The sequence below is a fragment of the Streptomyces sp. NPDC059452 genome (assembly GCF_042750035.1).
Classification (GTDB): Bacteria; Actinomycetota; Actinomycetes; order Streptomycetales; family Streptomycetaceae; genus Streptomyces.
In genome coordinates this window covers 223324-248580 of record NZ_JBHYVE010000007.1, presented here as the reverse complement: position 1 = coordinate 248580, position 25257 = coordinate 223324, and the positions used below count along the sequence as shown (strand labels likewise).

The following is a 25257-nucleotide window of genomic DNA, read 5'->3' as shown; positions in this document are numbered from 1 at the left end:
CCGCTGAACCGAGCCGCTGACGTGATGCGGTCCTGAACCTGCGCTGTTACACAACCGATGGACAGCCGTGCGTCGGCGTACGGCTGCTCCGCACAACCTCGTGACAACGCCTCCGTAGCGTCTCCGACAGCAGTACACGGGGATTCACGGGGACGGAGGCGGTTGTCATGGCGCAGGGCGAGGTGCTCGCGTTCGAGGACTACGTACGCACACGGCAGGAGGCGCTGCTGCGCAGCGCACGGCGTCTGGTGCCCGACCCCGTGGACGCGCAGGACCTGCTCCAGACCGCGCTGGTGCGGACGTACGGCCGCTGGGACGGCATCGCCGACAAGTCCCTCGCCGACGCCTATCTGCGCCGCGTCATGATCAACACCCGTACGGAGTGGTGGCGGGCGCGCAAGCTCGACGAGGTGCCCACCGAGCAGCTGCCCGACGCGAGCGTCGACGACGGCAGCGAGCAGCGCGCCGACCGCGCCCTGCTGATGGACATCCTCGGGATTCTGGCTCCGAAGCAGCGCAGCGTCGTCGTGCTGCGACACTGGGAGCAGATGAGTACGGAGGAGACGGCCGCGGCGCTCGGCATGTCGGCCGGTACGGTCAAGAGCACGCTGCACCGGGCACTGGCCCGGCTGCGGCAGGAGCTGGAGAGCCGTGAGCTGACGAGCCGCGAGGCGGTCGCGCGGGAGACCGGGGGCCACCGGAGTGCGGCGCCCGCCGCCACCGGCCGGGTTCCGGCCCAGCGGTCGAAGGTCACCTCCGTCGTGGGGGCGCGGGCGCAGCGGAACGGGCGTCATGACGAGCGGGGGCGGGAGCGGTGCGCGGCCTGACAGGCAGCAGCGACGGCAGCGGTAGCAGCGGGACGGGTACCGACGACGCGGGTACCGACGACGGGGGAACCCCCGGGAGACCTCGCCGGAACGGCAGGTTCCGGGCGGGTATGGCGGCGAGTGGTACGGCCCTGGCCGGACTCGCCGCCTTCGGGCTGTTCGGCGTCGCCTGCTCCACCGGCGGCACCGGCACCCGCGACGAGGGCCCCGCCGGGAGTCAGCCGGTCGCCCAGGTCTCCCCCCGGCCCACCCCCTCCGGCACGGCCCCCGTCACCCGGCGCGTCAACGCCGTGGCCCTCATCAAGGGCGACCCCACGGTGAGCGAGCGGGTCAGGGAGGGTCTGGAGCCCTGCGAGGGCAAGGCGTATCCGGTCGACACCTCCTACGGCTCGCTGACCGGCGGCCCGTCCGCCGATGTCGTGGTCAACGTGATGAGCTGCGCCGATGCGGTGGGGGTCGGGATGGGGACGTACGTCTACCGCGCGCGCGAGGACGGCTCGTACGAGAACGTCTTCATGGTCGAGGTCCCCGCCGTCTACGGAACCATCGACCGGGGCGACCTCGTGGTGACGACCCAGGTCTACGGGGCAAAGGACCCGATCGACTACCCGTCCGGCTCCGACGTGGTCACCTACCGTTGGGCCAACGGGCGCTTCACCGAGCACGACCGGGTGCACAACGACTTCAGCCCTGCCATCGACGGCACGGAAGGCGAGCTGCCCACACAGGCGGAACCGGTGGAACCCGTGGAACCGGGCGGGCCGACGGAACCCGACCGGAACTGAAGACCCGGAACCGAAGACCCGGCGAGCGGGAACGGAAAGCGAGAGACAGGCGCCATGGCCGAGACCCACGTCCTCTTCGTCGAGGACGACGATGTCATCCGTGAGGCCACCCAGCTCGCTCTGGAGCGGGTCGGCTTCACGGTCACCGCGATGCCCGACGGCCTCTCCGGCCTGGAGGCCTTCCGGGCCGACCGGCCGGACATCGCGCTGCTCGACGTGATGGTGCCGGGGCTCGACGGGGTGAGCCTGTGCCGCCGCATCCGGGACGAGTCGACCGTGCCCGTGATCATGCTCTCCGCGCGGGCCGACTCGATCGACGTGGTGCTCGGCCTGGAGGCGGGGGCCGACGACTACGTCACCAAGCCCTTCGACGGGGCGGTCCTGGTCGCCCGCATCCGTGCCGTACTGCGCCGCTTCGGCCATGCGGCCGGGCCGGAGGGCGGCACGGGCCAAGGGGGTACGGAAGCGGAGGCCGGGGGGCTCGGCGGGGTGCTGGTCTTCGGTGACCTGGAGGTCGACACGGACGGCATGGAGGTGCGGCGCGGCGGCGAGCAGGTGGCGCTGACGCCCACCGAGATGCGGCTGCTGCTGGAGTTCTCCTCCGCCCCCGGCACCGTACTCTCCCGCGACAAGCTCCTGGAGCGGGTCTGGGACTACGGCTGGGGCGGCGACACCCGGGTCGTGGACGTGCACGTCCAGCGGCTGCGCACCAAGATCGGCCAGGACCGGATCGAGACGGTCCGCGGCTTCGGCTACAAGCTGCGCGGATGAGGCAGTCGGGGGTGGGGCGGCCGGTGAGGTGCCCATGAAACGACTGGCCCTGCGGACCGGTGTCCGCTGGAAGATCAGCATCGCCATCGCCGCCGTCGGCGCGCTCATCGCGGTGGCGCTGAGCCTGGTGGTGCACAACGCGGCCCGGGTCTCCATGATCGAGAACGCCCGCGAGGTGCAGCTGGAGCGGCTGCTGGGCGCGCAGCGGTTCTACGAGGCGACGGGCATGCAGAAGAGCGCGCCCAAGTTCGGCGCGAAGCTCAACGATCCGGCGATCCCGCCGAGCCTGCGCGACGAGGTCCGCAAGAACCGGCGCGCCACGCATGTGGCACAGACCGCCGACGGGGTACCCGATGTGTGGGCGGCCGTTCCGCTGGCCAACGGGGACGTGCTCTCGCTGCACACCCGGTTCGCGGACCGGTCCGCCACGATCATGGACGATCTGGACCGGGCCCTGATCATCGGCTCGGTCTCCGTGGTCTTCGTCGGCAGTGCGCTCGGCGTCCTCATCGGCGGCCAGCTCTCGCGCCGGCTGCGGAAGGCGGCGGCCGCGGCGGGCCGGGTCGCCGAGGGCCACACCGATGTACGGGTCCGGGAGGCCGTGGGCGGGGTCGTCCGTGACGAGACGGACGAGCTGGCGCGGGCGGTCGACGCGCTGACCGACGCCCTGAACGAGCGGATCGAGGCGGAGCGCCGGGTCACCGCCGATATCGCCCATGAGCTGCGCACCCCGGTCACCGGGCTGCTCACGGCGGCCGAGCTGCTGCCGCCGGGCCGCCCGACCGAGCTGGTACGGGACCGGGCCCAGGCGATGCGGACGCTGGTCGAGGACGTGCTGGAGGTGGCCCGGCTGGACAGCGCCTCGGAGCGGGCGGAGCTCCAGGAACTGCCGCTCGGGGAGTTCGTCAGCCGGCGGGTCGGGCTGCTGGACCCGGATGTGACCGTGCGGGTGGTGCACGAGTCGTGGGTCTCCACGGACCCGCGCCGCCTGGAGCGCATCCTCGGCAATCTGCTCGGCAACGCGGCCAAGCACGGCTCCACCCCGGTGGAGGTCACGGTGGAGGGCCGGGTGGTACGGGTCCGGGACCACGGTCCGGGGTTCCCGGAGGAGCTGCTGCGGGACGGGCCGAGCCGGTTCCGTACGGGCTCCATGGACCGGGCGGGGCACGGGCACGGTCTTGGCCTGACGATCGCGGCGGGCCAGGCGAGGGTGCTGGGGGCCCGGCTGACCTTCCGGAACGCGGCGCCCTCGGGTGCGGCGGAGGGCGCGGGGGGTGCGATCGCGGTGCTGTGGCTGCCGGAGCACGCGCCGACGGCGACGGGGAGCTTTCCGGTGCTGCGGGTGGCGGAGCAGCGGCAGGGGTGAGCCCGTGCCCCTTTATCACTGGGCTTCACCGGTCTTCGCCGGGCTTCGCTGGTTTTCACTGGGCTTCACCGGGCTTCACCGGGCGGTACAACGCCGACGGCGACCCCGAGGAGTGAGCCGTGAGGCTGTCCTCGACGTCGCCGTCGGTCGGGTGACCCGGGCGCACGCCCCGGGTACCGGGGTGTAACGGGTCCACTGACTCTGTTCGGTTGTGCTGCGCGCCCGCCGGACGCTGGCGGTTGCCGGTCTCCGGCGGGGCCGCGCGGTTACGCCGGCCGGATCAGATGGAGACGTGCACCGAGCGCAGGAACGCGGCCGGGTTCAGCGCGGAGCCGTAGTTCGGGGTGGTGCGGATCTCGAAGTGCAGGTGCGGGCCGCTGGAGTTCCCGGTGTTGCCGGACAGGGCGATGTTCTGGCCCGTCTTGACGTGCTGGCCGATCTTCACGTTGATCTTCGACAGGTGCGCGTACTGCGAGTACTTGCCGTTGGCGTGCTTGACCACGACGGCGTTGCCGTACGCGGGGCCGTCGCCGCCGCCGTTCGGGCCGGCCTTCACGACGGTGCCGGTGTGGACAGCCGAGACCGGGGTGCCGACCGGCACGGCGAAGTCCTGGCCGGAGTGCTTGGCGGCCCAGCGGGCGCCACCGGTGCCGTAGCTGGCGGTCAGCGTGTACTTCTTGACCGGGGACTTCCAGGAGGCGGCGTTCTTCTTGGCCGCCTTCTTCTTGTCCTCGGCCTTCTTCTTCGCGTCGGAGGCCTTCTTGGCCGCCGTCTTCTTGGCCGCCTCGGCGGCCTTGCCCTGCGCGGCCGCCTGCTGGGCGACCGACTCGGCAGCGGAACCCGGGGCAAGGGCGGCGGCACCGGTGGTACCGGACGCGAACGCCGTGCCCGCACCCAGCACCACGGACGCTCCCAGGCCGGCGGCCAGGACGGCGCCGCGGATACGGGAGGCGGTCGGGCGGATGGTGTGCTGGTTCGTTGCGCGCTTCATACGGTGAAGTCCTCCGAAGGTGAGTGGACCCGGCGTGCTGTCCGGGCTTGCTCAACCTTGGTAACCCGCACCCCCGCCGATGCTCAAACACCCCATCTACGAAGAAAAGCCGTAGAGAGGACCCGTGGAATTCGTTGCGGTTGGTCCCTTTCGAGCAGGCCCGGAAGCCTTCGGAATCCTTCGGCCGGAGAGGGTTTAACCCCTGTTCCGTGCGTACTTTTCCGGACATCGCGCCGCGATCCGGCTGTATCGGACGAAACCTCGGAACGGCCTGCCGGGGCCGGGCCCAAGGTCCCTCCGCCGATCATGGCGCCATCTCCTAGCGCGGGTAGTAGGCCTGTTTCGGCCTGTGCGCCTTGTCACCGCCACTGGGACCTAAGTCCTTCCGATTCGGGACCTTCGGCCTGCTACATCACTACGCTGACGGGAAAGCGGCACCGCACCCCTGGGGGACCACCATGACGGCCGAGAGCACCCATGACCTGGACGGCATCGAGCTCGCCGATGCCGTCGAATCCATCCGCAACCAGCTGGTGGAGGCGGCGGCGCGGGGCACGGACCGGCCCCTCGCCTTCGCGGTCGGGGACATCCAGATGGAGTTCACCCTCGAACTGCGCAAGGAGGCCAAGGCGGGCGGCAAGGTGAAGGCCTGGGTGGTCGAGGCGGGCGCCGACGCCTCCCGCGCCACGGGCCGCACCCACAAGGTGGCCTTCACCCTGAGCCCGCGGAACGCGGTGACCGGGGAGGCGTGGGAGGTCGGGACGGAGGACGACGGGTCCACGGCGGGGTTCGGGGACGGGGCGGGCAGGCAGTGAGCGCGCTGCCTGCGTCTGCCACCCACCCCGGCGACCGTACGGTGGCCGTCTTCGGCGCCCGCCAGGGCAGCGGCGTCCTCCTCACCGACCGGCTGGTCCTGACCTGCGCCCATGTCGTGAAAACCGGGTCCGTCCTTGTGGCCCACCCAGCCGTCCCGGACCGCGTACGGGCCACCGTCGCCTGGATCGACTACCGGCTGGACGTGGCCCTCCTGGAGGCCACCGAGCCGGTGCGGCAGGTCCCCCCGGTCCGGTTCGGCGTGGTGGACACCCGCCAGGCCATCCCCGGCTGCGAGATCACCGGCTTTCCGCAGGTCCAGCGTTACGGCCCCGACAAGCGGCTGGAGGCCGACCAGTACACGGCGACGGTCCTGCCCATGGCGGGCCGGGTCCGTGACCTGCTGGTCTGCGAACTGGACTCCCCGCCCGCCGCCCGCCCGGACGACGAGCCCCCAGCCCTGTCGGGCCTCTCCGGCGGCCCGGTCTTCATGGGGGACGTGCTCCTGGGCATCGCCCGCCAGGTCCCGCTCCGGCGCGAGGGCCGCCGGGTCGAATGCGTACCGCTCGGCCCGGTCCTCACGGCGGAGCTCGTCGGGCAGGCCTACCGCAGGTCAGGCATCAAACTGCGCATGGAACGAATCCACGGCAGTTTCCCGGGGGACCAGCGGTACGAGGCGGAGTACGCGCAGGCCCTGGGCGCCAAGTACCGCCGTACGAAGATCTTCGGCCTGGACGAGCTGAGCCGGCACGACTCCGAATGGGACCTGGACACCGCCTACCTCAGCCTGGAGGCCCAGGCACAGGACCGGGCACAGGACCGGGCCGCGCGAGGCCGGGAGGCCCCGGAACAGGTCCCGCCCCTCCCTCAGCGCATCGACGCCCTCCTCTCCGACCGCCCCCGGGTCCTGCTGCGCGGCGACGCGGGGGCCGGGAAGACGACCCTGCTGTGGTGGCTGGCCGCCCACTCCTCGGCCCGCACCCTCGACCACGACCTGGCCCCGCTGAACGGCCTGGTCCCCTTCGTCGTACCCCTGCGCACCCTGCGCGCTCGCGGCGGTACGTTCCCGGGGCCGGCTGAGCTGTCCGGCGCTGCGGGCCTGGTGATCGACACGCCCCCGGAAGGCTGGGCGGGCCGGGTCCTGGAGTCCGGGCGGGCGCTGCTGCTGGTGGACGGCCTGGACGAGGTGCCGCCGGAGGACCGGGAACAGGCGCACGACTGGCTGTCGCAGCTCCTGGCCCGCTACCCGGGGACCCGGTGTGTGGCGACCGTACGGCCCCTGGCCATCGAGCCGGACTGGCTGCGGTCGGAGGACTTCGCGGAGTTACGCCTCCTGCCGATGCGGAACGAGGACATCCAGGAGTTCGTGGCCTCCTGGCACCGGGCCGCCCGGCTCTCCGAGCAGGGTGACGCCGACCGCCTGGACGAACTGGAACGCGGCCTCTCCCACCAGTTCGACCAGAACCCCACGCTCCGTGACCTGGCCCGTACGCCGCTGCTCTGCGCGGTGATCTGCGCCCTGCACCGCCGCCGTGACGGCTTCCTCCCGGAGACCCGGTGGAGCCTGTACCGCTCGGCGCTGGAAATGCTCCTGGGCCACCGCGACCGCCGCCGCCGGATCGGCGACCCCGAGGGTGTCGAGCTGACCGTCGAGGAACACACCCAGCTCCTCCAGCGCATCGCGGTCTGGCTGGTCCGCGAGGGGCAGTCGGAGTTCACCCGCGAACAGGCCCTGCACCAGCTCGGCCGGGCGCTGACGGGGATGGAGCGGGTGAGCGCCCAGGGCCCGCCCGCGAGGATCCTCACGCACCTGCTGAACCGCAGCGGCCTGCTCCAGCAACACGCCGACGACACCTACCAGTTCATCCACCGCACCTTCCAGGACTACCTGGCGGCCAAGGAGTTCGTCGAGGGCGACCACCTCAACGAACTGCTGCGCCACGCGGACGAGGAGACCTGGCAGGACGTGCTCCTCCTGGCGGCGGGGCACTGCGGGCGGCGCGAACTCGCTTCGTTGATACGGGGTTTGCTGGACGCGGGGCTGCGGCACGAGGCCGGCACGGCGGACCGCACCGCCGTCCATGTCCTGGCCGCTCTGTGCGCGCAACACGCGACCTGGCTGGACGGCCCGGTGCGGGCAGCGGTCCGGGAGAGCACGGCGGCGCTCTTCCCGCCGACCAGCGACAGCCAAGTACGTTCCCTGGCCCGGCTGGGACCGGCGGCGCTGGCGTTCCTGCCCGATCCGCACACGGTGTCCGATGCGGAGGCGGACGCCTCGTACGTGGTCGGCCTGATCCTGAGCATCGGGGGAACTCCCGCGGTTCCCCACGCCCGCGAGTGGGCGCTTGCCCACCCCACACTGGGCCCCACCTTTGTGCACAGGTGGAACCGCTTTCCGCCCGAGGAGTACGCCGCCGAGGTGCTGGCTCACTGCGACCTCAGGCGCGCGGTCGTCTCCGTGAACGACCGGAGACAGCTGAGGGCGCTGAGCCACCTTCCGCCCCTGTTCGCCCTGTCGCTGCGCCTGGAGCTGTCCGATACGGAGATCGGTGCGGCGCTGGAGGGCATCCGGCTCGAAGGGCTCTTCCTGAGAAGGCCCGCCCGGCTCACCGGCCTCTCGTTCCTGAACACCGTCGCGGACCACCTGTCGTTGCTGGACATCGGGCGCTCCCCGGCGATCCGGGATTTCACGCCGCTCGCCGGGCTCCACAAGCTCAGGGTCCTGTTCCTGGACGCCGAGGGGACGCGTCCGGGGGACCTGGCGCCGCTGGCCGACCCGCCCGGTCTGTCGCACCTCGTACTGAACAACCTCGGGGCCGGCCGACTGAGCGAGATCCCGGCCCACCCCGGTGTCACCGGCATGAGGGTGACCGGCCGGCATCCGCTCGTCCTGGACGGACTCGACGCCTGGAAATCGCTCAGGGAGCTGGAGGTCTCGGAGCTCGCCGCGTTCGACGACGCCCTCGACGCGCTGCGGGAGCATCCCCGGATCAGCGTTCTCGGCCTCACCGCCTTCCCCTGGGCGCACCGACCGGTCCGCTCGGTGTCCGTGCCCACCGTCCAGGAGCTGTCCGTACAGGCCCCTGACCACGGTGGGGATCTCGGGATGCTGCGGCCGCTGTTCCCCGAGGTCTTGGATCTCGCGCTGGACGCCTCCGCCCTTCACGTACTGGACCTCACGCCGCTGCACTCCTGGCCGGGCCTGCGGGTCCGGGTCACGGGGCTGCCCGAGCAGCGCCTGATCGGGGCGGAGGAGCTGGGCGACCGGCTCGACGCCTCTCCTGGCTGAGAAACGGACGCCTCTCCCGGCTGACGAACGTACGGAAAAGGGGCTGCCCCGGACCCGGCCGTAAAGCCGATTCCGGGGCAGCCCCTTCACACACGCTCGGGCTCACGCCCTACCTGCGCGTCACGCGTCCTTCGTCAGGTTCGGGCCGGCGCCGCCTGCCGCCTGCTCGATCGGGGGGACGTCGGGCAGAGCCGACTTCTCCTCGCCGCGGAACGAGAACTTCTTGTCGTCGCCCTCGCCCTCGACGCCGACGACCACGATGTGACCGGGGCGCAGCTCACCGAAGAGGATCTTCTCGGAGAGGACGTCCTCGATCTCGCGCTGGATCGTCCGGCGCAGCGGCCGGGCGCCCATCACGGGGTCGTAGCCCTTCTTCGCCAGGAGCGACTTGGCCTCGGAGCTGAGCTCGATGCCCATGTCCCGGTCCTTGAGCCGCTCGTCGACCTTGGCGAGCATGAGGTCGACGATCTGGATGATGTCTTCCTCGGTCAGCTGGTGGAAGACCACCGTGTCGTCGACACGGTTGAGGAATTCCGGCCGGAAGTGCTGCTTGAGCTCTTCGTTGACCTTGACCTTCATGCGCTCGTAGTTCGTCTTGACGTCGCCCTGGGCGGCGAAGCCCAGGTTGAAGCCCTTGGAGATGTCCCGGGTCCCGAGGTTGGTCGTCATGATGATGACCGTGTTCTTGAAGTCCACGACCCGGCCCTGGGAGTCGGTCAGGCGACCGTCCTCCAGAATCTGGAGCAGGGAATTGAAGATATCGGGGTGGGCCTTCTCGACCTCGTCGAAGAGGACGACGGAGAACGGCTTGCGGCGCACCTTCTCGGTGAGCTGGCCGCCCTCCTCGTAGCCCACGTAGCCGGGGGGCGAACCGAAGAGGCGGGAAACCGTGTGCTTCTCGCTGAACTCCGACATGTCGAGGGAGATCAGCGCGTCCTCGTCGCCGAAGAGGAATTCGGCGAGCGTCTTGGAGAGCTCGGTCTTACCGACACCGGACGGACCGGCGAAGATGAACGAGCCACCGGGGCGCTTCGGGTCCTTCAGACCGGCCCGCGTACGGCGGATCGCCTGCGAAAGGGCCTTGATGGCGTCCTTCTGCCCGATGACGCGCTTGTGGAGCTCGTCCTCCATGCGCAGCAGACGGGAGGACTCCTCCTCCGTCAGCTTGAAGACCGGGATACCGGTCGCCGTGGCCAGGACTTCGGCAATGAGCTCGCCGTCGACCTCGGCGACGACGTCCATGTCGCCGGCCTTCCACTCCTTCTCCCGCTTGGCCTTCGCCGCCAGCAGCTGCTTCTCCTTGTCACGGAGGGAAGCCGCCTTCTCGAAGTCCTGGGAGTCGATGGCCGACTCCTTGTCGCGGCGGACGCCCGCGATCTTCTCGTCGAACTCGCGGAGGTCCGGCGGCGCGGTCATCCGGCGGATGCGCATCCGGGAACCGGCCTCGTCGATCAGGTCGATCGCCTTGTCCGGCAGGAAGCGGTCCGAGATGTACCGGTCCGCCAGGGTCGCGGCCTGGACGAGGGCCTCGTCCGTGATGGAGACCCGGTGGTGGGCCTCGTAACGGTCGCGCAGACCCTTCAGGATCTCGATGGTGTGCGGCAGCGACGGCTCCGCGACCTGGATCGGCTGGAAGCGGCGCTCAAGAGCGGCGTCCTTCTCCAGGTGCTTGCGGTACTCGTCGAGCGTGGTGGCACCGATGGTCTGGAGCTCGCCCCGGGCCAGCATGGGCTTCAGGATCGAAGCCGCGTCGATGGCGCCCTCGGCGGCACCCGCACCGACCAGCGTGTGGAGCTCGTCGATGAACAGGATGATGTCGCCGCGGGTGCGGATCTCCTTGAGGACCTTCTTCAGGCGCTCCTCGAAGTCACCCCGGTACCGCGAACCGGCGACCAGGGCGCCGAGGTCCAGGGTGTAGAGGTGCTTGTCCTTGAGGGTCTCGGGCACCTCGCCCTTGACGATCGCCTGGGCCAGGCCCTCGACGACCGCCGTCTTGCCGACACCGGGCTCGCCGATGAGGACCGGGTTGTTCTTGGTCCGGCGGGAGAGCACCTGCATGACCCGCTCGATCTCCTTCTCGCGCCCGATGACCGGGTCGAGCTTGGATTCACGAGCGGCCTGGGTGAGGTTCCGGCCGAACTGGTCGAGCACCAGGGAGGTGGAGGGCGTGCCCTCCGCAGGGCCGCCCGCGGCCGCCGTCTCCTTGCCGCCCGAGTATCCGGAAAGCAGCTGGATGACCTGCTGCCGGACCCGGTTCAGGTCGGCGCCCAGCTTCACGAGGACCTGGGCGGCGACGCCCTCGCCCTCGCGGATCAGGCCGAGCAGGATGTGCTCGGTGCCGATGTAGTTGTGGCCCAGCTGAAGGGCCTCGCGGAGCGACAGCTCCAGGACCTTCTTGGCTCGCGGAGTGAAGGGGATGTGCCCGGAAGGAGCCTGCTGCCCCTGCCCGATGATCTCCTCCACCTGCTGGCGGACCGCCTCGAGCGAAATCCCGAGGCTCTCCAGGGCCTTAGCGGCGACACCCTCACCCTCGTGGATCAGGCCCAGGAGGATGTGCTCGGTGCCGATGTAGTTGTGGTTGAGCATCCGGGCTTCTTCCTGAGCCAGGACGACAACCCGCCGCGCGCGGTCGGTGAACCTCTCGAACATCGTTAATCGCTCCTCAGAGCGGTCGGTCAGTGAGGGGTCGGTCCCCTCCCAGTCCTTCCGCATGCTAGTCCCGCAGGACGGGACAGCTCATTCCAACTGCCGACATCCGTCCGGATCACCCCGCACCGGGCGGGGATTCTTACTGCCGAACAGCTGACAACTGCTCCAACCCGATGGTGCGAGACGATGTTCCCGCAGGCCAGGCAGATACCCCTTTCGCCAGTACGCCGATGGCGAACGTGAGACGCCTCGGCCAGCGTGTCGCCCCTTCCCACTAGGAAAGTCTTACCCGCAATCACTGACAGTCCATGCGGCGCGCCCCGGTTCCCTCCGCTACGGGCGAACAACCTTGCGCTGCTGAACGCTCCTGCGCGCCCCTACGAGCCGGACACAACGTGATCATCCGGCGACAACGCGTAACTTCGGTGGCGGTCCGGCGGTTCAACGGACATGGCCGTCACCGTCCCGCCGCCCCGATCGTCACCCGATGCCGGGCCGGATCCCGTCGCCGATGCCGGACCGGATCCCGTCGTCGATGCCGGACCGGATCCCGTCGCCGGGGCCGTTTCCGGGACCGTCTCCGAGGCAGTCGCCGGGGCCGACGCCGTCGTCCGGTGGACCGCCCGGTGGTACGAGCACGAGCTCGGCTGGACCACCGAGGGACGCGCTCCGGTGCGGCTGCTCACGGGGCTCTGCTTCGACGTGCTGGAACTTCCCGCCGAGGCCGGTCACGCGCTGCTGCGCCGTCCGGTGCGGACCGGGCCGGTGCTGCTGGCCGGCGGGCGGATGGGGCTGCTGGTCGCCACGGGGGGCGCCGATGAGCTGCCGGGGCTGCTCGACTGGCTGGAGTGGGGCCCGATCGACCTCGATCTGACCGCCGTGGGGGCGGGGGGCCGGATCACGGCTCCGTCACCCCGGGGTGGTGCGGGCTCGCCGGGGGCCGCCGTATGGCTGCGGCCCCCCGAGCCGAGGTGCGCGGCCGGGCCGGCGCTTCCCGCTCTCGCGGGCTTCGGGAGCAGCGGTGGGGATGCCCCCGATCTCGTACGCCTGGTGGACGCGGCGGCGACGGAGTGCCATCGGGTCCGGTTGTCGCATGCCCGGGCCGGGCTGCTGGACGACAGTCCGGCAGGTCAGCCGTTGGCCTTCTCGTAAGCCTCACGGATCTCGGCGGGAACGCGGCCGCGGTCATTCACGTTGTGGCCGTTCTCCCGCGCCCAGCGGCGGATTTCGGCGGTGTCCTTGTTGCCCCCGGCCACGGCGCGGCCCTTGCCCCGGCCCGTGGCGGCGCGGCCACCGGTACGGCGGCCACCCTTGGTGTAGGGCTCGAGAAGACCACGGAGCTTGTCCGCATTGGCCGTGGTGAGGTCGATCTCGTAGGTCTTGCCGTCGAGCGCGAACGTCACGGTCTCGTCCGCCTCGACACCGTCGAGGTCATCGACAAGAAGGACCTGAACCTTCTGTGCCACGGGATTTCCTTTCATCGAAAATGGAGTACGCGGAAAGGAAACCGCTTTTCTCGGGAAAACACAAACCCCCGGGAGAGGTTCAGGGGTTCAAGAACACGGGAAACGTGCGCGATTCGGACATAGGGATGCACGGCTTCCGCACTCACAGGTGCAGAAGCATCCGACTGTTGCCCAAGGTGTTCGGCTTCACTCGTTCGAGACCCAGGAACTCTGCGACGCCCTCGTCGTAGGAACGCAGCAGCTCACTGTAGACATCTGTGTCGACCGGTGTCTCTCCGATCTCGACGAACCCGTGCTTGGCGAAGAAGTCCACTTCGAAGGTGAGGCAGAAAACCCTGCGCACTCCCAGCCAGCGGGCGGTCTGGAGAAGCTTCTCCAGTACGTGATGCCCCACCCCGGCGCCCTTGATGCGGGGGTCGACGGCGAGAGTACGGACTTCCGCGAGGTCTTCCCACATCACGTGGAGAGCGCCGCAGCCGATGACCCGGGCGTCCTCGTCGCGTTCCGCGACCCAGAACTCCTGGATGTCCTCGTAAAGGGTGACGGTGGCTTTGTCGAGCAGGATGCCGCCGGACACGTACCCGTCGAGGAGTCGGCGCACGGAAGGCACATCACTCGTCCTGGCACGTCGGACGGTGATGGCGGGCTTATTTACCGACGGGTCGGTATGAAAATCGCTATCCGGTTCGGTTTGCGGCTGCTCTGAGGACATGCCCCGACGCTATCGCCCGCTCTCCGGCTCCGTGTCATCGGCCGGGGCGGCGCCTTCGGAGGCTCCGGCGGTCGGTTCTCCCAGGTCGGCTGCGGGATTGCCCGTCGGATTGTCCGCGGAGTTGTCGGCCGGACCGGGGGAAACCATACGGACGGCATCCTGAAGGGCTTCGCGCTGCTCGGGCGACATCATGCCGAAGAAGGCGACAAGGGCGGCGGCGGGGTTGTCACTGCGTGACCAGGCTTCGTTCATCAGTGCGGCCGAGTAGGCGGCCCTGGTGGAGACGGCCGTATATCGATATGCGCGGCCGTCGACTTCCCTGCGGACCCAGCCCTTCTGATGGAGATTGTCCATTACCGTCATCACCGTCGTGTAGGCGATGGACCGTTCCTGCTGGAGGTCCTCAAGGACTTCCCGCACGGTGACCGGACGGTTCCATTGCCAGACGCGGGTCATCACGGCGTCTTCCAGCTCTCCCAATGGGCGGGGCACAGGATCACTTTAGTACCAGATGTCCCGAATGGTGGGTTATTTATGGAGCCAAAAGAGCGCACGGCTCTCATGAGCCGTGCGCTCCAGGGGGTGCGCGCCGGGGAGTCCCGCGGGGCCGGTGGACGGCTTCCGCCGTCAGGCATTCTCCGGACGAGCGGTCTGCTTTGCCGATTCCGCGCGGGCGATCGCCGCGTCCACGGCGTCGTCCTCCTTGGTCTTGTTCGGACCGCCCTGACTCTTGACGATCGTCACGACCACACCGATGAAGAAGACGGCCATCACCACGGGGGGCACGAGCGCGGATACGTAGTCCATGTTGTCCAGAGTAGCGAGCCCCGTACGCCCGGGACGCGGCGACCTCCCGTGTCCTTCCGGAGGCCGCCGCGTCCCGGGCGGTGCCGTATGCGCGGCCGGGATCAGCCCGCCGCGCGCTCCTCCTCCTGCGGGGGCGGGGCGGGACGGCGGCGGGGCGGGAAGACCTCGCCGGGCGTGGGCACCGGGCGCTTCGGGGCGGGCGTACGGCCCGGAGCGGGGGCGGCCGGGGCCTTGGGGCGTTCCGCCTCCCGGTCGGCCGCCCGGCCGCCGGGCAGGGCGAGCAGGCGGCTGCGGGGGCCGGGGGCGGCCAGGGCGGCGGAGCGACCGGCGAGCCGGGCCCGTACGGAGCGCTCCGCGAGGATCTGGCAGCGCTCCAGCAGGGCTGCGGCGAGCGGTTTCCCGCGCAGGGCGCGCAGGGCCGCCAGATCGTCGGGGCGGGGGTCGTAACCGGCCGCCAGGGCGTCCTGGAGGAGCTCCAGATAGCCGGTGACGGAGCCGGGGAGGGCGTCGCGGTAGCGGGCGAGGTCGGCGAGGAGGAACGCTCGCAGCCGACCCGCCTCCCCGACCGCCTCGTCCACGGAGCCCGCGAGCCGCAGGCAGTCCTGGACATCCTCGTCGGACAGGGGCATGGGGTGGAGGGCGATGGCGAGGGCACGTCGGAGCACCCGCAGCTCGTCCGCGCTGAACGCCATGCCGCCTCGTGAACCGTAGGGCGTGGGCATAACGCGACAATACGTGCTAAATGGACAAAATCCGTTTAACTGGTCGTCGGTGGCGCGGCGCGCCAGGACGGTCCGCAGGACCCCGCTCCCGGCCGTCCCCGCAGGTGCGCCGGGCTCCTGCGGGCCCGCCCCCTACGACCGGGACACGTTCCGCTCGTAGACCAGGCGCAGCCCGATGAGCGTCAGCCACGGCTCGTGCTCGTCGATGACGGAGGACTCCCCCAACACCATCGGAGCAAGGCCGCCGGTCGCGATCACCGTGACGTCGTCCGGGTCGGCGGTCAGCTCCTTCTTCATCCGGGCCACCACCCCGTCGACCTGGCCCGCGAAGCCGTAGACGATGCCGGACTGCATGGCCTCGACGGTGTTCTTGCCGATCACACTGCGCGGCCGGGCCAGCTCGATCTTGCGGAGCTGGGCACCCTTGACGCCGAGCGCCTCCACGGAGATCTCGATACCGGGGGCGATGACCCCGCCCGTGTACTCCCCGCGTGCGGAGACCGCGTCGAAGGTGGTGGCGGTGCCGAAGTCGACGACGATCGCCGGGCCCCCGTACAGCTCGACGGCGGCGACCGCGTTGATGATGCGGTCCGCGCCGACCTCCTTGGGGTTGTCCATCAGGACCGGCACACCGGTCTTGACGCCGGGCTCGACGAGGACGGCCGGGACGTCCCCGTAGTAGCGGCGGGTGACCTCGCGCAGCTCGTGCAGGACGGAGGGGACGGTCGCGCAGATCGCGATGCCCTCGATGCCGTCGCCCAGCTCCATGCCGAGCAGCGGGTGCATGCCCATCAGGCCCTGGAGCAGGACCGCGAGCTCGTCGGCGGTGCGGCGGGCGTCGGTGGAGATCCGCCAGTGCTCGACGATCTCCTCGCCGTCGAAGAGGCCGAGGACCGTGTGCGTGTTGCCGACGTCGATGGTGAGCAGCATCAGGCGTCGGCCCCGTCGGTGTCGGTGGCGTCTGCCTCGCGGAAGTCCAGGCCGATGTCGAGGATCGGCGAGGAGTGGGTGAGCGCCCCGACGGCCAGGTAGTCCACGCCCGCGTCCGCGTAGGCGCGGGCCGAGTCGAGGGTGAGGCGGCCGGAGGACTCCAGGATCGCGCGGCCGTCGACCAGGGCCACCGCCTCGGCGGTCTCCGCCGGGGTGAAGTTGTCCAGCAGGATCAGGTCGGCGCCCGCGTCCAGCACCTCGCGGACCTGCTCCAGCGTGTCCACCTCGACCTCGATGGGCAGGTCGGGGAACTCGGCGCGGACCCGCTTGAACGCCTCCGCGACCCCGCCCGCCGCGATGACGTGGTTGTCCTTGACCAGGGCCGCGTCGGAGAGCGACATCCGGTGGTTGACGCCGCCGCCGCACCGTACGGCGTACTTCTCCAGCGCGCGCAGCCCCGCCGTCGTCTTGCGGGTGTCGCGGACCTGGGCCTTGGAGCCCTCCAGCACGTCCGCCCAGGCGCGGGTGGCGGTCGCGATGCCGGAGAGGCGGCAGAGCAGGTTCAGCGCGCTGCGCTCGCCGGTCAGCAGGTCGCGGGTGCGGGTGGTGACGGTCAGCAGCTTCTGGCCGGGGGCGACCCGCTCGCCGTCCTCGACATGCCGCTCGACCTCGAACTCCTCGGTGCAGACGATCGACAGGACCGCCTCGGCGACCCGCAGCCCGGCCACCACACCCGCCTCGCGGGCGGTGAAGTCGCCGGTGATCACGGCGTCCTCGGGGACGGTCGCCACGGTCGTGACGTCCACCCCGCCGTCGAGGTCCTCCTCGATCGCCACATGGGCGACATCCTCGACCTGGACGGGGTCGAGCCCCGCCTCGGCCAGCAGCAGGGCGAGCGCGGGGTCCAGGCCGCACTCCAGGGCGTCGGGGTCGAAGCCCTCACCGCAGCCGCAGTCGTCGCCGCAGCCATCGGAGGGCTCGGCGGATGTGGGCGCGCCGACCCGGATCAGCGGTACGTCCACAGGTGTGGGGCGCGGATTCTCTTCGGGCGTGGACACGGTTGCGGCTCCTCGGGGGCGTGGCGGGTGGTGCGGTGCTTCTCTGTCCGGGTGCGGCCGCTGTTCGGGGGCGGCCGCTGTCGCGGTGCGGGTGCGGCTCGCGCCGCTGCTGTCAGCAGTCTGCTCAATCCGCCGGGCGTACGGGCGGGAATGCGGCGGTCTCCGTACGGTGGACGACCGGGGTGCGGTCGGCGGCGATACGGACGACCAGGTGGCGGCGCCAGTGCGCGTCGTCGCGGTCGGGCCGGTCCTCGCGCCAGTGGCAGCCGCGGGTCTCCTCGCGCTCCCGGGCGGCGGCGACCAGGACCCGGGAGACCAGCAGCAGGTTGGTGACCTCCCAGGTGTCGACGCCGGGGACGGCGACCTTGGGGGCGGGGTCGTCGGCGGCGGCGCTGCGGTGCAGGGCCTCCAGCTCCTGCGCGGCGGTGGCCAGGCTGGTGGCGGAACGGAGAACTCCGGCGCCCCGGGTCATGATGCGCTGGATCGCCGTACGGGTCTCGGGGGCGAGCAGCGCGACCGGCTCGCCGACGTCGTTTCCGGTGGCTTCCGCCGGTTCCGTGCGGGGCGGGCGGGTCTCCGCGATGTCGGCGGCGATGCGCTCGGCGAAGACCAGGCCCTCCAGGAGGGAGTTCGACGCCAGCCGGTTCGCCCCGTGCACCCCCGTACAGGCGACCTCCCCGCAGGCGTACAGACCGGGGACGGTCGTCCGGCCGCGCAGGTCGGTGCGGATGCCGCCGGAGGCGTAGTGCGCGGCCGGGGCGACCGGGACCGGCTCGGTGACCGGATCGATGCCGTGGGCGCGGCAGGCGGCCAGGATGGTCGGGAAGCGCTGCTCCCACATCGCGGCGCCGAAGTGCCGGGCGTCCAGATACATGTGCTCGGTGCCGTGCTCGTGCATCCGGCGGGTGATGGCCTTGGCGACGATGTCGCGCGGGGCCAGCTCGGCCAGCTCGTGCTGTCCGAGCATGAAGCGGGTGCCGGAGGCGTCGACGAGATGGGCGCCCTCGCCCCGTACCGCTTCGGAGACCAGCGGCTGCTGGCCCTCGCTGTCCGCGCCGAGGAAGAGGACGGTCGGGTGGAACTGGACGAACTCCAGGTCGGAGACCTCCGCCCCGGCCCGCAGCGCCAGCGCCACGCCGTCCCCGGTGGAGACGGAGGGGTTGGTGGTGGCGGAGAAGACCTGGCCCATGCCGCCGGTCGCGAGGACGACCGAGGGGGCCCGGACCGCGCCGACCCCGTCGTGCTGGCCCTCGCCCATGACGTGGAGCGAGACTCCTGCCGTACGGCCTTCGGCGTCGGTGAGCAGGTCCAGGACGAGCGCGTTCTCGATGATGCGGAGGGCGGCCGCGCGGACCGCCTCGACCAGGGCGCGGGAGATCTCCGCGCCGGTCGCGTCGCCGCCCGCGTGGGCGATGCGGCGGCGGTGGTGGCCGCCCTCGCGGGTCAGCGCGATGTCGCCGCTGTCGGTGGTGTCGAAGTGCGCGCCCGTGGTGATCAGACGGCGTACGGCGTCGGGGCCCTCGGTGACCAGGGTCCGTACGGCCTCCTCGTCGCAGAGGCCCGCGCCCGCGACCAGGGTGTCGGCGAGGTGCTGCTCGGGGGTGTCGCCCTCGCCGAGCGCCGCGGCGATGCCGCCCTGGGCCCAGCGGGTCGAGCCGTCGTCGAGCCGGGCCTTGGTGACGACCACGGTGTCCAGGCCGGCGGCGGCGCAGCGCAGGGCGGTGGTGAGACCGGCGACTCCGGAGCCGACCACCACGACGTCCGCGTCGATGGCCCAGCCGGGGGCGGGGGCGGTCAGCCGTATTCCGGTCACGAGAGGGCTCCGAAGGTGAGGGGGATGTTGTCGATGAGGCGGGTGTCCCCGACCCGGGCGGCGACGGCGAGGATCGCCTCGCCGCTCTCGCGGTCGTCGGGGATCTCGGTGAAGTCCGCCGGGTCGACCAGGGCCAGGTAGTCCAGGACGAGCGGGTGCCTGCTCCGGGCGGCGGCCTCGTCCAGGATCGCCCGCGCGGTGGCCCGTACGGCGGCGGGCGCCCCGTTCGGCCGGGCCAGCGCCACGGCCTGGGCGTCGGCGGCGGCCCGGGCCTCGCCGAGCCTGTTGAGCCCGGCGGCCCGGTCGCCGCCGGAGCCCGGGGCGGTGGCCTTGGCCCGCTCGTGCAGGGCCTGCTGGGCGGCGAGCCGGTCCTGGGCCGCGAACAGGGCGCGGGGCAGGGCGAGGGCGGTGTGCCGCTCGTCGGCGCTCAGGAAGCGGTTGCGGCTGGAGAGCGCGAGGCCGTCGGGGTCGCGGACGGTGGGGACGCCGGTGATGCGGACACCGAAGTTCAGGTCGCGGACCATGCGGCGGATCAGGGCGAGCTGCTGGGCGTCCTTCTGCCCGTACAGCGCCTCGTCGGGGCGGGTGAGGTGGAGGAGCTTGGCGACGACGGTGAGCATCCCGTCGAAGTGGCCGGGGCGGGAGGCGCCTTCCAGGCGTTCGCCCATGGGGCCCGCGGTGATCCGGACCTGGGGCTCGCCGCCGGGGTAGACCTCGTCCACGCCGGGGGCGAAGACGGCATCGGCCCCGGCCGCCGCGGCGGTGGCCAGGTCGGCGTCGAGGGTGCGCGGGTAGCGGTCGAGGTCGGCGGCCTCGCCGAACTGGAGCGGGTTCACGAAGACCGTGACCACGACCTGGCCGTCCGGTCCCGCGGCCTGGCGGGCGGCGCGGATCAGGGTGGCGTGGCCCTCGTGGAGAGCGCCCATGGTCATGACGACGACCCGCTCGGCACCTGCGGGGCGGGGGAGGGCGTCCAGAGCGGCGGCGGTGCGGAGGAGGGCGGGGGCGGGGGGTGTTTCCCCGGGGGCCGTGGGGCTTGTGGGGCCTGGGGTGGCTGGGGTGGCCGTGTTGCCCGTGTTTCCGGTCGGGATGGGGTTTCCGGTCGCGGTCATCGGGTCTCTCCCGGTCCTGGGCGGCTTTCCTGGTCGGCCAGGGCGACGAGCAGGTCCTCTGCCAGCTCCGGCTTGAGGAGGCCGTGGGCCAGCGCCCGGTCGGCCGTGGCGCGGGCCATCGCGAGATAGCCCCCGACCATCTGCGGGGCGTGCGCGCGCAGCTCGCCGACGTGGGCGGTGACCGTGCCCGCGTCGCCCCGGGCCACCGGGCCGGTCAGCGCTCCGTCGCCGGAGCGCAGGGCGTTGTCCAGGGCGGCGCCGAGCAGCGGGCCGAGCATCCGGTCCGGGGCGGTGACCCCGGCCTTGGCCAGCAGCTCCATCGACTCGGCGACCAGGGTGACCAGGTGGTTCGCGCCCAGGGCGAGGGCCGCGTGGTAGAGCGGGCGGGACTCCTCGGCGATCCACTCCGGCTCGCCGCCCATCTCGATGACCAGCGCCTCGGCGGCCAGCCGCAGCTCCTCGGGGGCGGTGACCCCGAAGGAGCAGCCCGCCAGCCGCTGGACGTCGACGGAGCTGCCGGTGAACGTCATCGCCGGGTGCAGCGCGAGCGGCAGGGCCCCGGCCCGCAGCGCCGGGTCCAGGACCCGGGCCCCGTACCGCCCGGAGGTGTGGACGAGCAGCTGCCCCGGCCGTACGGCACCGGTCTCGGCGAGCCCCTCGACCAGCCCCGGCAGCGCGTCGTCGGGGACGGTCAGCAGCACCAGCTCGGCGCGGGCCAGCACCTCGGCGGGCTCCACCACGGGCACATCGGGGAGCAGGGCAGCGGCCCGGCGCCGGGAGGCGTCGGAGACGCCCGAGACCGCCACCGGGCGGTGCCCGGCGAGCTGGAGTGCGGCGGCGAGCGCGGGGCCGACGCGGCCCGCTCCCACGACGCCGACGGTGAGGCGGGCGGGGCGGTCCCTCGCGTCGAGGGGTTCCCTAGAAGCTGTTGTGTTCACGCGGCGACGGCCTTCCGTTCCAGTCCGCGGGGGGTACCGGACGATTTCTCTGCATGCTACGCCAGCGTTTCGGCGAAGCCCGCCCGCCGCCCACAGCCTGTGGATAACTTCGCGGCCCGGCGGAACAGGCCCGGCGGAAACAGGCCCGGCGGAAATCCGTGCACGGTCATCGGTGCTGTTGGTGGCCCGGGTGATGATCGTCCCATGACAGCCATGGATGAGCAGGAGCAGCGGCGGCGACGGCTGGCCGCCTGGCGGGGGTCGAAGCGGGTGCTGGCCCGGATGGGTGCGGACGGCACGGTGGGCGAGCGGCTGGCGGCGCTGGCGGCCGACGCCGCTTCCGTACACGATCCGGACAGTGCGGTGGATGTGTACGGGGGCGGGGTCGTCGCCGAGCTGGAGCGGCGGGTGGCCGGGCTGCTGGGGACGGAGGCGGCGGCGTTCTTCCCCACCGGGACCATGGCCCAACAGGTCGCGCTGCGGTGCTGGGCGGGGCGTACGGGCAACGCGACCGTGGCACTGCACCCCCTGGCCCACCCGGAGCTGCACGAGGGCGGTGCGCTCGGGGCGGTCAGCGGGCTGCGCACGGTGCACCCGACGTCCGCGCCCCGGCTGCCGAGCGCGGAGGAGGTACGGGAGTTCCCCGAGCCGTTCGGGACGCTGATGCTGGAGCTGCCGCTGCGGGACGCCGGGTTCGTCCTGCCCACGTGGGACGAGCTGGAGGCGGTCGTGGCGGCGGCCCGGGAGCGGGACGCGGTGGTCCACCTGGACGGGGCGCGGCTCTGGGAGTGCACCGAACACTTCACGCGTGACCTTCAGGAGATCGCGGCGCTCGCGGACAGTGTGTACGTGTCCTTCTACAAGTCGCTGGACGGCATGTCGGGGGCGGCGCTGGCGGGGTCTTCGGCGCTGGTGGAGGAGGCGCGGGTGTGGCGCCACCGGTACGGGGGTCAGCTCTTCCAGCAGTACCCGGCGGCGCTCTCCGCCCTCATCGGCCTGGAGCGGGAGCTGCCCCGGCTGCCGTCGTACGTGGCCCACGCGAAGGTGGTGGCGTCGGCGCTGGCGGAGGGGTTCGCGGAGGCGGGGGTGCCGTGGTTCCGGGTGCGTCCGGAGCCGCCGCACACGCACCAGTTCCAGGTCTGGCTGCCGTACGGGGCCGGGGTGCTGGACGAGGCGTCGGTGCGGCAGGCGGAGGAGACGGGCGTGACGTTGTTCCGGCGGTGGTTCGAGGGGACGGCGGGGGCGGCCGGGTTGCCGCCGGGGGTGTCGGTCACCGAGGTGACGGTGGCCGGGGCCGGGCTGGAGTGGTCGGCGGAGGATGTGCGGGAGGCGGTGGTGGGGTTCGTGGGGTTCCTGGAGTAGGGGCCTTGTGGGGGCTGGCCCACCGGCCACTCCAGCCCGTCCTCAAGCGCCGGACGGGCTGGAGTGGCCGGAGTGGCCGGGCGGGGACTGCTTTCCTTCCGGTGGGTGGGTCAGCCAGTGGTGGTACAGGTCGCGCAGGGTTCTGCGGTCGTGGCGACCCGGTGGGGGCGGGGCGGGCTCGCCCAGGCGGGCCGCGCGGTAGGTGTCGAGCATGTGCTGCTGAATGGCGTCCATACCTCCAGCGTGAGCCGGTCTCCGCAGCTCCGCGCGTCGATTGACGGCCGCCGTCAAATGGGGCGACGCCCCGTCCCCGTACCGCGCACCATGGGACGCGTGAGCGTGAACATAGACATCGCCGGCCTGCCCTCCGACCGCATCGTTTTCGCGACCTCCCCGCTCACCGAGCTGGGGAACGCGCTGCACGCGCTCTCCGAGCCCGGCCACCACCCCGGTGTGCACGGCTGGGCCACCGCGACCTCGGCGGCGCTGGAGCCCGACCTCGCCGACCGGCTGCTGGAGGCGGAGTTCCTCTGGCGGAACACCTTCTCCGACATCTTCATGCCGTACGCCGGGGTCCGCGCGGGCGACGGCAGGCCCGGGGCGAGCCTCGCCGAGGACCTGGACATCCTGGACCGGCTGGACGACGAACGGTTCGTCACCGCGGCGCTGGAGTTCACCTGCGCAGGGCTGCCCGGGGCGGGCGACGCCTCCCCGCTGGTCAACGCGGGGACCCGGGCCCGCGCCCTGGAGATGGCGGCGGCGCGCGGCCCGCGTCAGGTGAAGTTCACCCAGCGGCTGCTGGCCGACCCCGCCCCCGTACGCCGCTGGGTCCGGCGCCTCTTCGAGGACTGCGACCAGGCGTTCTTCGCGGACACCTGGCGCCGGGTCTCCGTCCAGCTGGTCGCCGACGCCCGGCACAAGACGGAGGTGCTGCGGCGCCGGGGCGTCCAGGAGGCGGTGAGCGCGGTCTCCGCCGCCCTGACCCTGGACGAGGAGGCGGGCAGGCTCTCCGTCGACAAGCTGGCCGAGGCCCGGACCACCGCCGTCGACCCGGACGTCGGCACCGGCCTCACCCTCCTGCCCACCAGCTTCGGCTGGCCGCATCTGACGGTGCTGTACGCCCCGGGCTGGCGGCCGGTGATCCAGTACCCGGTCCGCCTCCCCGACCTTCCGGCCCCCGCCTCCGTGGAGCTGCTCCAGCGCCGGATGGGGGCCCTGGCCCACCCGATGCGGATGCACCTGTGCCGCAACCTCGCCCGCTCGGCGTACACCACCGGCGAACTGGCCGACGCCCATGGGATCACCGCGCCCGAGGTCTCCCGGCATCTGTCGGTGCTGAAGAAGGCGGGCCTGATCACGACCCGCCGCCGGGGACGTTACGTACTGCACCAGCTGGATCTGACGGTCGTCGCCCGCATCGGCAGCGACTTTCTGGAGGGCGTGCTGCGGTAGACGGAGGGCCGGGGCCCTCAGCTGCGGTAGACGGAGGGCCGGGGCTCTCAGTCGAAGCGCAGGTGCCGCAGGCCCGTCCAGGTCCGGCGCAGCCGGTGCCGCAACCGTCCGTCGGTGTCCGGCGTGAGCGTCAGGCCCGCCGCCCCGGCCACCAGGTCCGCGACCTGGGGAACCGTCATGTCGTCCGTACGGACATGGCGGGCGAACTCCGGCCCGGCCAGCCGCTCCAGGCAGTCGTCCAGCCGCCGAACCGCGAAGCTCTCCCGCTTCAGCCCGAGCCCGAGGCCCCGCTCCCGCAGCCGCCGCAGCACCGTCTCCCGGTCGGCGAGCAGGGCGCTGTGGTGGACGGAGTGGCCCTCCTCGCGCAGCCCTCCGACGATCTCGGCGAAGTACCCGGGGTCGACCAGCGTCATCGGCGCGATCACCGGCCCCGGGTGCCCCTCCAGCGCCAGCCCGAGCACTTCACGGACCCCCGCCCGCCAGGCGGCCAGGTCCTGGAAGTCGCCGCGCAGCCCGGGCGGCAGGGTCCGGTGCAGGCCGAAGCCGATGTGCTCCGGGTCGCAGACCACACTCCCCGGCAGCCGCCGCCGGATCTCGTACGCGGTCTGCGTCTTGCCGCCCCCGAACGGGCCGTTGATCCACAACAGCGTGCCCATGCGCCGAACCCCCGTCCCCTCGTACGCCCCCTCAGCCCGCTCCCCCGCCCGCGCGCACCAGTCCCGTCTCGTAGGCGAGGACGACGACCTGGACCCGGTCGCGCAGGCTCAGCTTGGTGAGGATGCGGCCGACATGGGTCTTGACCGTGGCCTCGGAGAGGACGAGGCGGGCCGCGATCTCCCCGTTGGAGAGACCCTGCGCGACCAGGAGCATCACCTCGCGTTCGCGTTCGGTGAGCTTCTCCACGTGCTTGTTCTTCGGCTCCTTCTCGCTGCTGGGCAGCATCGGCGAGAAGCGGTCGAGAAGACGGCGGGTGGTGGAGGGGGCGACGACGGCGTCACCGCTGTGCACCGAGCGGATCGCGGAGAGCAGCTCGGCCGGCGGCACGTCCTTGAGCATGAAGCCGCTGGCCCCCGCCTTCAGCCCGGAGAAGGCGTACTCGTCCAGGTCGAACGTGGTCAGGATCAGCACCTTCGGCGGCTCCGGCTGGGCGCAGATGCGGCGGGTCGCCTCGACGCCGTCCAGGCGGGGCATCCGGACGTCCATCAGGACCACGTCGACGGCGGTGGACCGCAGGATCTCGATCGCCTCGGCGCCGTCCCCGGCCTCGGCCACCACCTCCATGTCGGGCTGGGCAGCCAGGACCATCCGGAAGCCCGTACGCAGCAGCACCTGGTCGTCGACGAGCATCACGCGGATGGCCATGGAGTGTGTCCTGTCCTGTATGGGCGTCAGTA

The 25257-nt window shown here is 71.9% G+C and carries 24 protein-coding genes; 9 read left to right on the top strand and 15 right to left on the bottom strand.

The window, feature by feature from the left end; all coding sequences use genetic code 11:
* The first annotated feature begins 167 nt into the window (after positions 1 to 167).
* The 4 genes from ACFW9Z_RS13125 to cseC all read left to right on the top strand — a co-directional run bounded on the left by ACFW9Z_RS13125 (position 168) and on the right by cseC (position 3749).
* Entirely contained in the window at positions 168 to 827 is a 660-nt protein-coding gene (locus tag ACFW9Z_RS13125; protein ID WP_384638798.1) for a SigE family RNA polymerase sigma factor, read from the top strand.
* A gap of 110 nt (positions 828 to 937) precedes the next feature.
* Complete coding sequence (locus ACFW9Z_RS13120; RefSeq protein WP_384638795.1) at positions 938 to 1612, top strand: hypothetical protein; 675 nt, start codon at positions 938 to 940, stop codon at positions 1610 to 1612.
* A gap of 54 nt (positions 1613 to 1666) precedes the next feature.
* Entirely contained in the window at positions 1667 to 2383 is a 717-nt protein-coding gene (gene cseB / locus ACFW9Z_RS13115) for a two-component system response regulator CseB (RefSeq protein ID WP_384638792.1), read from the top strand.
* A 34-nt stretch (positions 2384 to 2417) separates the two neighbouring features.
* Positions 2418 to 3749: a two-component system sensor histidine kinase CseC gene (gene cseC / locus ACFW9Z_RS13110; protein WP_384638789.1), complete on the top strand. Its 1332-nt coding sequence runs from the start codon at positions 2418 to 2420 to the stop codon at positions 3747 to 3749.
* 280 nt (positions 3750 to 4029) lie between these two features.
* Here the strand turns inward: cseC and ACFW9Z_RS13105 are convergent, their stop codons facing one another.
* A complete protein-coding gene (locus tag ACFW9Z_RS13105) occupies positions 4030 to 4740 on the bottom strand; it encodes a M23 family metallopeptidase (RefSeq protein WP_384638787.1) in 711 nt (236 codons plus the stop codon).
* A gap of 458 nt (positions 4741 to 5198) precedes the next feature.
* Between ACFW9Z_RS13105 and ACFW9Z_RS13100 the strand changes: the two genes are divergently transcribed.
* Both ACFW9Z_RS13100 and ACFW9Z_RS13095 read left to right on the top strand, forming a co-directional pair.
* Positions 5199 to 5555: a trypco2 family protein gene (locus ACFW9Z_RS13100; RefSeq protein ID WP_384638784.1), complete on the top strand. Its 357-nt coding sequence runs from the start codon at positions 5199 to 5201 to the stop codon at positions 5553 to 5555.
* Entirely contained in the window at positions 5552 to 8842 is a 3291-nt protein-coding gene (locus ACFW9Z_RS13095; protein ID WP_384638781.1) for an NACHT domain-containing protein, read from the top strand. Before ACFW9Z_RS13100 ends, ACFW9Z_RS13095 begins: the two co-directional genes overlap by 4 nt.
* Before the next feature lie 120 nt (positions 8843 to 8962).
* On the opposite strand, the gene ACFW9Z_RS13090 is transcribed toward ACFW9Z_RS13095, so the two are convergent.
* Complete coding sequence (locus ACFW9Z_RS13090; protein WP_384638778.1) at positions 8963 to 11491, bottom strand: ATP-dependent Clp protease ATP-binding subunit; 2529 nt, start codon at positions 11489 to 11491, stop codon at positions 8963 to 8965.
* Positions 11492 to 11941: 450 nt separating this feature from the next.
* On the opposite strand from ACFW9Z_RS13090, the gene ACFW9Z_RS13085 reads away from it, so the two are divergent.
* Positions 11942 to 12643 carry an SCO3374 family protein gene (locus ACFW9Z_RS13085; RefSeq protein ID WP_384638775.1) on the top strand — a complete coding sequence of 234 codons (702 nt, stop codon included), beginning with the start codon at positions 11942 to 11944 and terminating at the stop codon, positions 12641 to 12643.
* Here the strand turns inward: ACFW9Z_RS13085 and ACFW9Z_RS13080 are convergent.
* The 10 genes from ACFW9Z_RS13080 to ACFW9Z_RS13035 form a co-directional block, all read right to left on the bottom strand.
* Positions 12622 to 12957 carry an Lsr2 family protein gene (locus ACFW9Z_RS13080; RefSeq protein WP_003968298.1) on the bottom strand — a complete coding sequence of 112 codons (336 nt, stop codon included), beginning with the start codon at positions 12955 to 12957 and terminating at the stop codon, positions 12622 to 12624. The two genes, ACFW9Z_RS13085 and ACFW9Z_RS13080, sit on opposite strands and share 22 nt — an antisense overlap.
* A gap of 142 nt (positions 12958 to 13099) precedes the next feature.
* Positions 13100 to 13669 carry an amino-acid N-acetyltransferase gene (locus tag ACFW9Z_RS13075; RefSeq protein ID WP_384638772.1) on the bottom strand — a complete coding sequence of 190 codons (570 nt, stop codon included), beginning with the start codon at positions 13667 to 13669 and terminating at the stop codon, positions 13100 to 13102.
* Positions 13670 to 13678: 9 nt separating this feature from the next.
* Entirely contained in the window at positions 13679 to 14125 is a 447-nt protein-coding gene (locus tag ACFW9Z_RS13070; RefSeq protein ID WP_384638863.1) for a BlaI/MecI/CopY family transcriptional regulator, read from the bottom strand.
* A 171-nt stretch (positions 14126 to 14296) separates the two neighbouring features.
* Entirely contained in the window at positions 14297 to 14476 is a 180-nt protein-coding gene (locus tag ACFW9Z_RS13065; protein WP_384638769.1) for a hypothetical protein, read from the bottom strand.
* A gap of 101 nt (positions 14477 to 14577) precedes the next feature.
* The gene (locus ACFW9Z_RS13060) at positions 14578 to 15168 is read right to left on the bottom strand and encodes a hypothetical protein (protein WP_384638861.1); all 591 of its coding nucleotides are present in this window, start codon (positions 15166 to 15168) and stop codon (positions 14578 to 14580) included.
* A gap of 162 nt (positions 15169 to 15330) precedes the next feature.
* The gene (locus ACFW9Z_RS13055; RefSeq protein ID WP_109165013.1) at positions 15331 to 16128 is read right to left on the bottom strand and encodes a type III pantothenate kinase; all 798 of its coding nucleotides are present in this window, start codon (positions 16126 to 16128) and stop codon (positions 15331 to 15333) included.
* The gene (nadC, locus tag ACFW9Z_RS13050) at positions 16128 to 17186 is read right to left on the bottom strand and encodes a carboxylating nicotinate-nucleotide diphosphorylase (RefSeq protein ID WP_384638765.1); all 1059 of its coding nucleotides are present in this window, start codon (positions 17184 to 17186) and stop codon (positions 16128 to 16130) included. Before nadC ends, ACFW9Z_RS13055 begins: the two co-directional genes overlap by 1 nt.
* Positions 17187 to 17310: 124 nt before the next feature.
* A complete protein-coding gene (locus ACFW9Z_RS13045) occupies positions 17311 to 18999 on the bottom strand; it encodes an L-aspartate oxidase (RefSeq protein WP_384638762.1) in 1689 nt (562 codons plus the stop codon).
* Positions 18996 to 20111: a pantoate--beta-alanine ligase gene (gene panC, locus ACFW9Z_RS13040; protein ID WP_384638759.1), complete on the bottom strand. Its 1116-nt coding sequence runs from the start codon at positions 20109 to 20111 to the stop codon at positions 18996 to 18998. Before panC ends, ACFW9Z_RS13045 begins: the two co-directional genes overlap by 4 nt.
* Positions 20108 to 21049 (bottom strand): Rossmann-like and DUF2520 domain-containing protein, encoded by a 942-nt coding sequence (locus ACFW9Z_RS13035; RefSeq protein WP_384638756.1) that lies wholly within the window; start codon positions 21047 to 21049, stop codon positions 20108 to 20110. The genes panC and ACFW9Z_RS13035 overlap by 4 nt, the downstream gene beginning before the upstream one ends.
* A gap of 204 nt (positions 21050 to 21253) precedes the next feature.
* Here ACFW9Z_RS13035 and ACFW9Z_RS13030 point away from each other — a divergent pair, with 204 nt between their 5' ends.
* A complete protein-coding gene (locus ACFW9Z_RS13030) occupies positions 21254 to 22411 on the top strand; it encodes a threonine aldolase family protein (protein WP_384638753.1) in 1158 nt (385 codons plus the stop codon).
* Between the two features lie 42 nt (positions 22412 to 22453).
* Here the strand turns inward: ACFW9Z_RS13030 and ACFW9Z_RS13025 are convergent, their stop codons facing one another.
* On the bottom strand, positions 22454 to 22645 hold the full coding sequence (locus tag ACFW9Z_RS13025) for a hypothetical protein (protein WP_384638750.1): 192 nt from the start codon (positions 22643 to 22645) through the stop codon (positions 22454 to 22456).
* Positions 22646 to 22750: 105 nt separating this feature from the next.
* Between ACFW9Z_RS13025 and ACFW9Z_RS13020 the strand changes: the two genes are divergently transcribed.
* A complete protein-coding gene (locus ACFW9Z_RS13020) occupies positions 22751 to 23863 on the top strand; it encodes a DUF5937 family protein (protein WP_384638858.1) in 1113 nt (370 codons plus the stop codon).
* Positions 23864 to 23910: 47 nt separating this feature from the next.
* Here the strand turns inward: ACFW9Z_RS13020 and ACFW9Z_RS13015 are convergent, their stop codons facing one another.
* Both ACFW9Z_RS13015 and ACFW9Z_RS13010 read right to left on the bottom strand, forming a co-directional pair.
* Positions 23911 to 24519 (bottom strand): AAA family ATPase, encoded by a 609-nt coding sequence (locus ACFW9Z_RS13015; protein ID WP_384638747.1) that lies wholly within the window; start codon positions 24517 to 24519, stop codon positions 23911 to 23913.
* A 31-nt stretch (positions 24520 to 24550) separates the two neighbouring features.
* The gene (locus ACFW9Z_RS13010) at positions 24551 to 25225 is read right to left on the bottom strand and encodes a response regulator (protein ID WP_384638744.1); all 675 of its coding nucleotides are present in this window, start codon (positions 25223 to 25225) and stop codon (positions 24551 to 24553) included.
* Positions 25226 to 25257: the final 32 nt, after the last annotated feature.

Excerpts from the sequence above, each read along its gene's own strand:
- ACFW9Z_RS13070 (WP_384638863.1), bottom strand. The coding sequence starts at position 14,125 with ATGACCCGCGTCTGGCAATGGAACCGTCCGGTCACCGTGCGGGAAGTC.
- ACFW9Z_RS13030 (WP_384638753.1), top strand. The coding sequence starts at position 21,254 with ATGACAGCCATGGATGAGCAGGAGCAGCGGCGGCGACGGCTGGCCGCC.
- ACFW9Z_RS13100 (WP_384638784.1), top strand. The coding sequence starts at position 5,199 with ATGACGGCCGAGAGCACCCATGACCTGGACGGCATCGAGCTCGCCGAT.
- ACFW9Z_RS13015 (WP_384638747.1), bottom strand. The coding sequence starts at position 24,519 with ATGGGCACGCTGTTGTGGATCAACGGCCCGTTCGGGGGCGGCAAGACG.
- ACFW9Z_RS13075 (WP_384638772.1), bottom strand. The coding sequence starts at position 13,669 with ATGTCCTCAGAGCAGCCGCAAACCGAACCGGATAGCGATTTTCATACC.
- ACFW9Z_RS13025 (WP_384638750.1), bottom strand. The coding sequence starts at position 22,645 with ATGGACGCCATTCAGCAGCACATGCTCGACACCTACCGCGCGGCCCGC.
- ACFW9Z_RS13065 (WP_384638769.1), bottom strand. The coding sequence starts at position 14,476 with ATGGACTACGTATCCGCGCTCGTGCCCCCCGTGGTGATGGCCGTCTTC.
- panC (WP_384638759.1), bottom strand. The coding sequence starts at position 20,111 with ATGACCGCGACCGGAAACCCCATCCCGACCGGAAACACGGGCAACACG.
- ACFW9Z_RS13060 (WP_384638861.1), bottom strand. The coding sequence starts at position 15,168 with ATGGCGTTCAGCGCGGACGAGCTGCGGGTGCTCCGACGTGCCCTCGCC.
- ACFW9Z_RS13125 (WP_384638798.1), top strand. The coding sequence starts at position 168 with ATGGCGCAGGGCGAGGTGCTCGCGTTCGAGGACTACGTACGCACACGG.
- ACFW9Z_RS13105 (WP_384638787.1), bottom strand. The coding sequence starts at position 4,740 with ATGAAGCGCGCAACGAACCAGCACACCATCCGCCCGACCGCCTCCCGT.
- ACFW9Z_RS13055 (WP_109165013.1), bottom strand. The coding sequence starts at position 16,128 with ATGCTGCTCACCATCGACGTCGGCAACACGCACACGGTCCTCGGCCTC.
- ACFW9Z_RS13085 (WP_384638775.1), top strand. The coding sequence starts at position 11,942 with ATGGCCGTCACCGTCCCGCCGCCCCGATCGTCACCCGATGCCGGGCCG.
- cseC (WP_384638789.1), top strand. The coding sequence starts at position 2,418 with ATGAAACGACTGGCCCTGCGGACCGGTGTCCGCTGGAAGATCAGCATC.
- ACFW9Z_RS13120 (WP_384638795.1), top strand. The coding sequence starts at position 938 with ATGGCGGCGAGTGGTACGGCCCTGGCCGGACTCGCCGCCTTCGGGCTG.
- cseB (WP_384638792.1), top strand. The coding sequence starts at position 1,667 with ATGGCCGAGACCCACGTCCTCTTCGTCGAGGACGACGATGTCATCCGT.
- ACFW9Z_RS13090 (WP_384638778.1), bottom strand. The coding sequence starts at position 11,491 with ATGTTCGAGAGGTTCACCGACCGCGCGCGGCGGGTTGTCGTCCTGGCT.
- ACFW9Z_RS13010 (WP_384638744.1), bottom strand. The coding sequence starts at position 25,225 with ATGGCCATCCGCGTGATGCTCGTCGACGACCAGGTGCTGCTGCGTACG.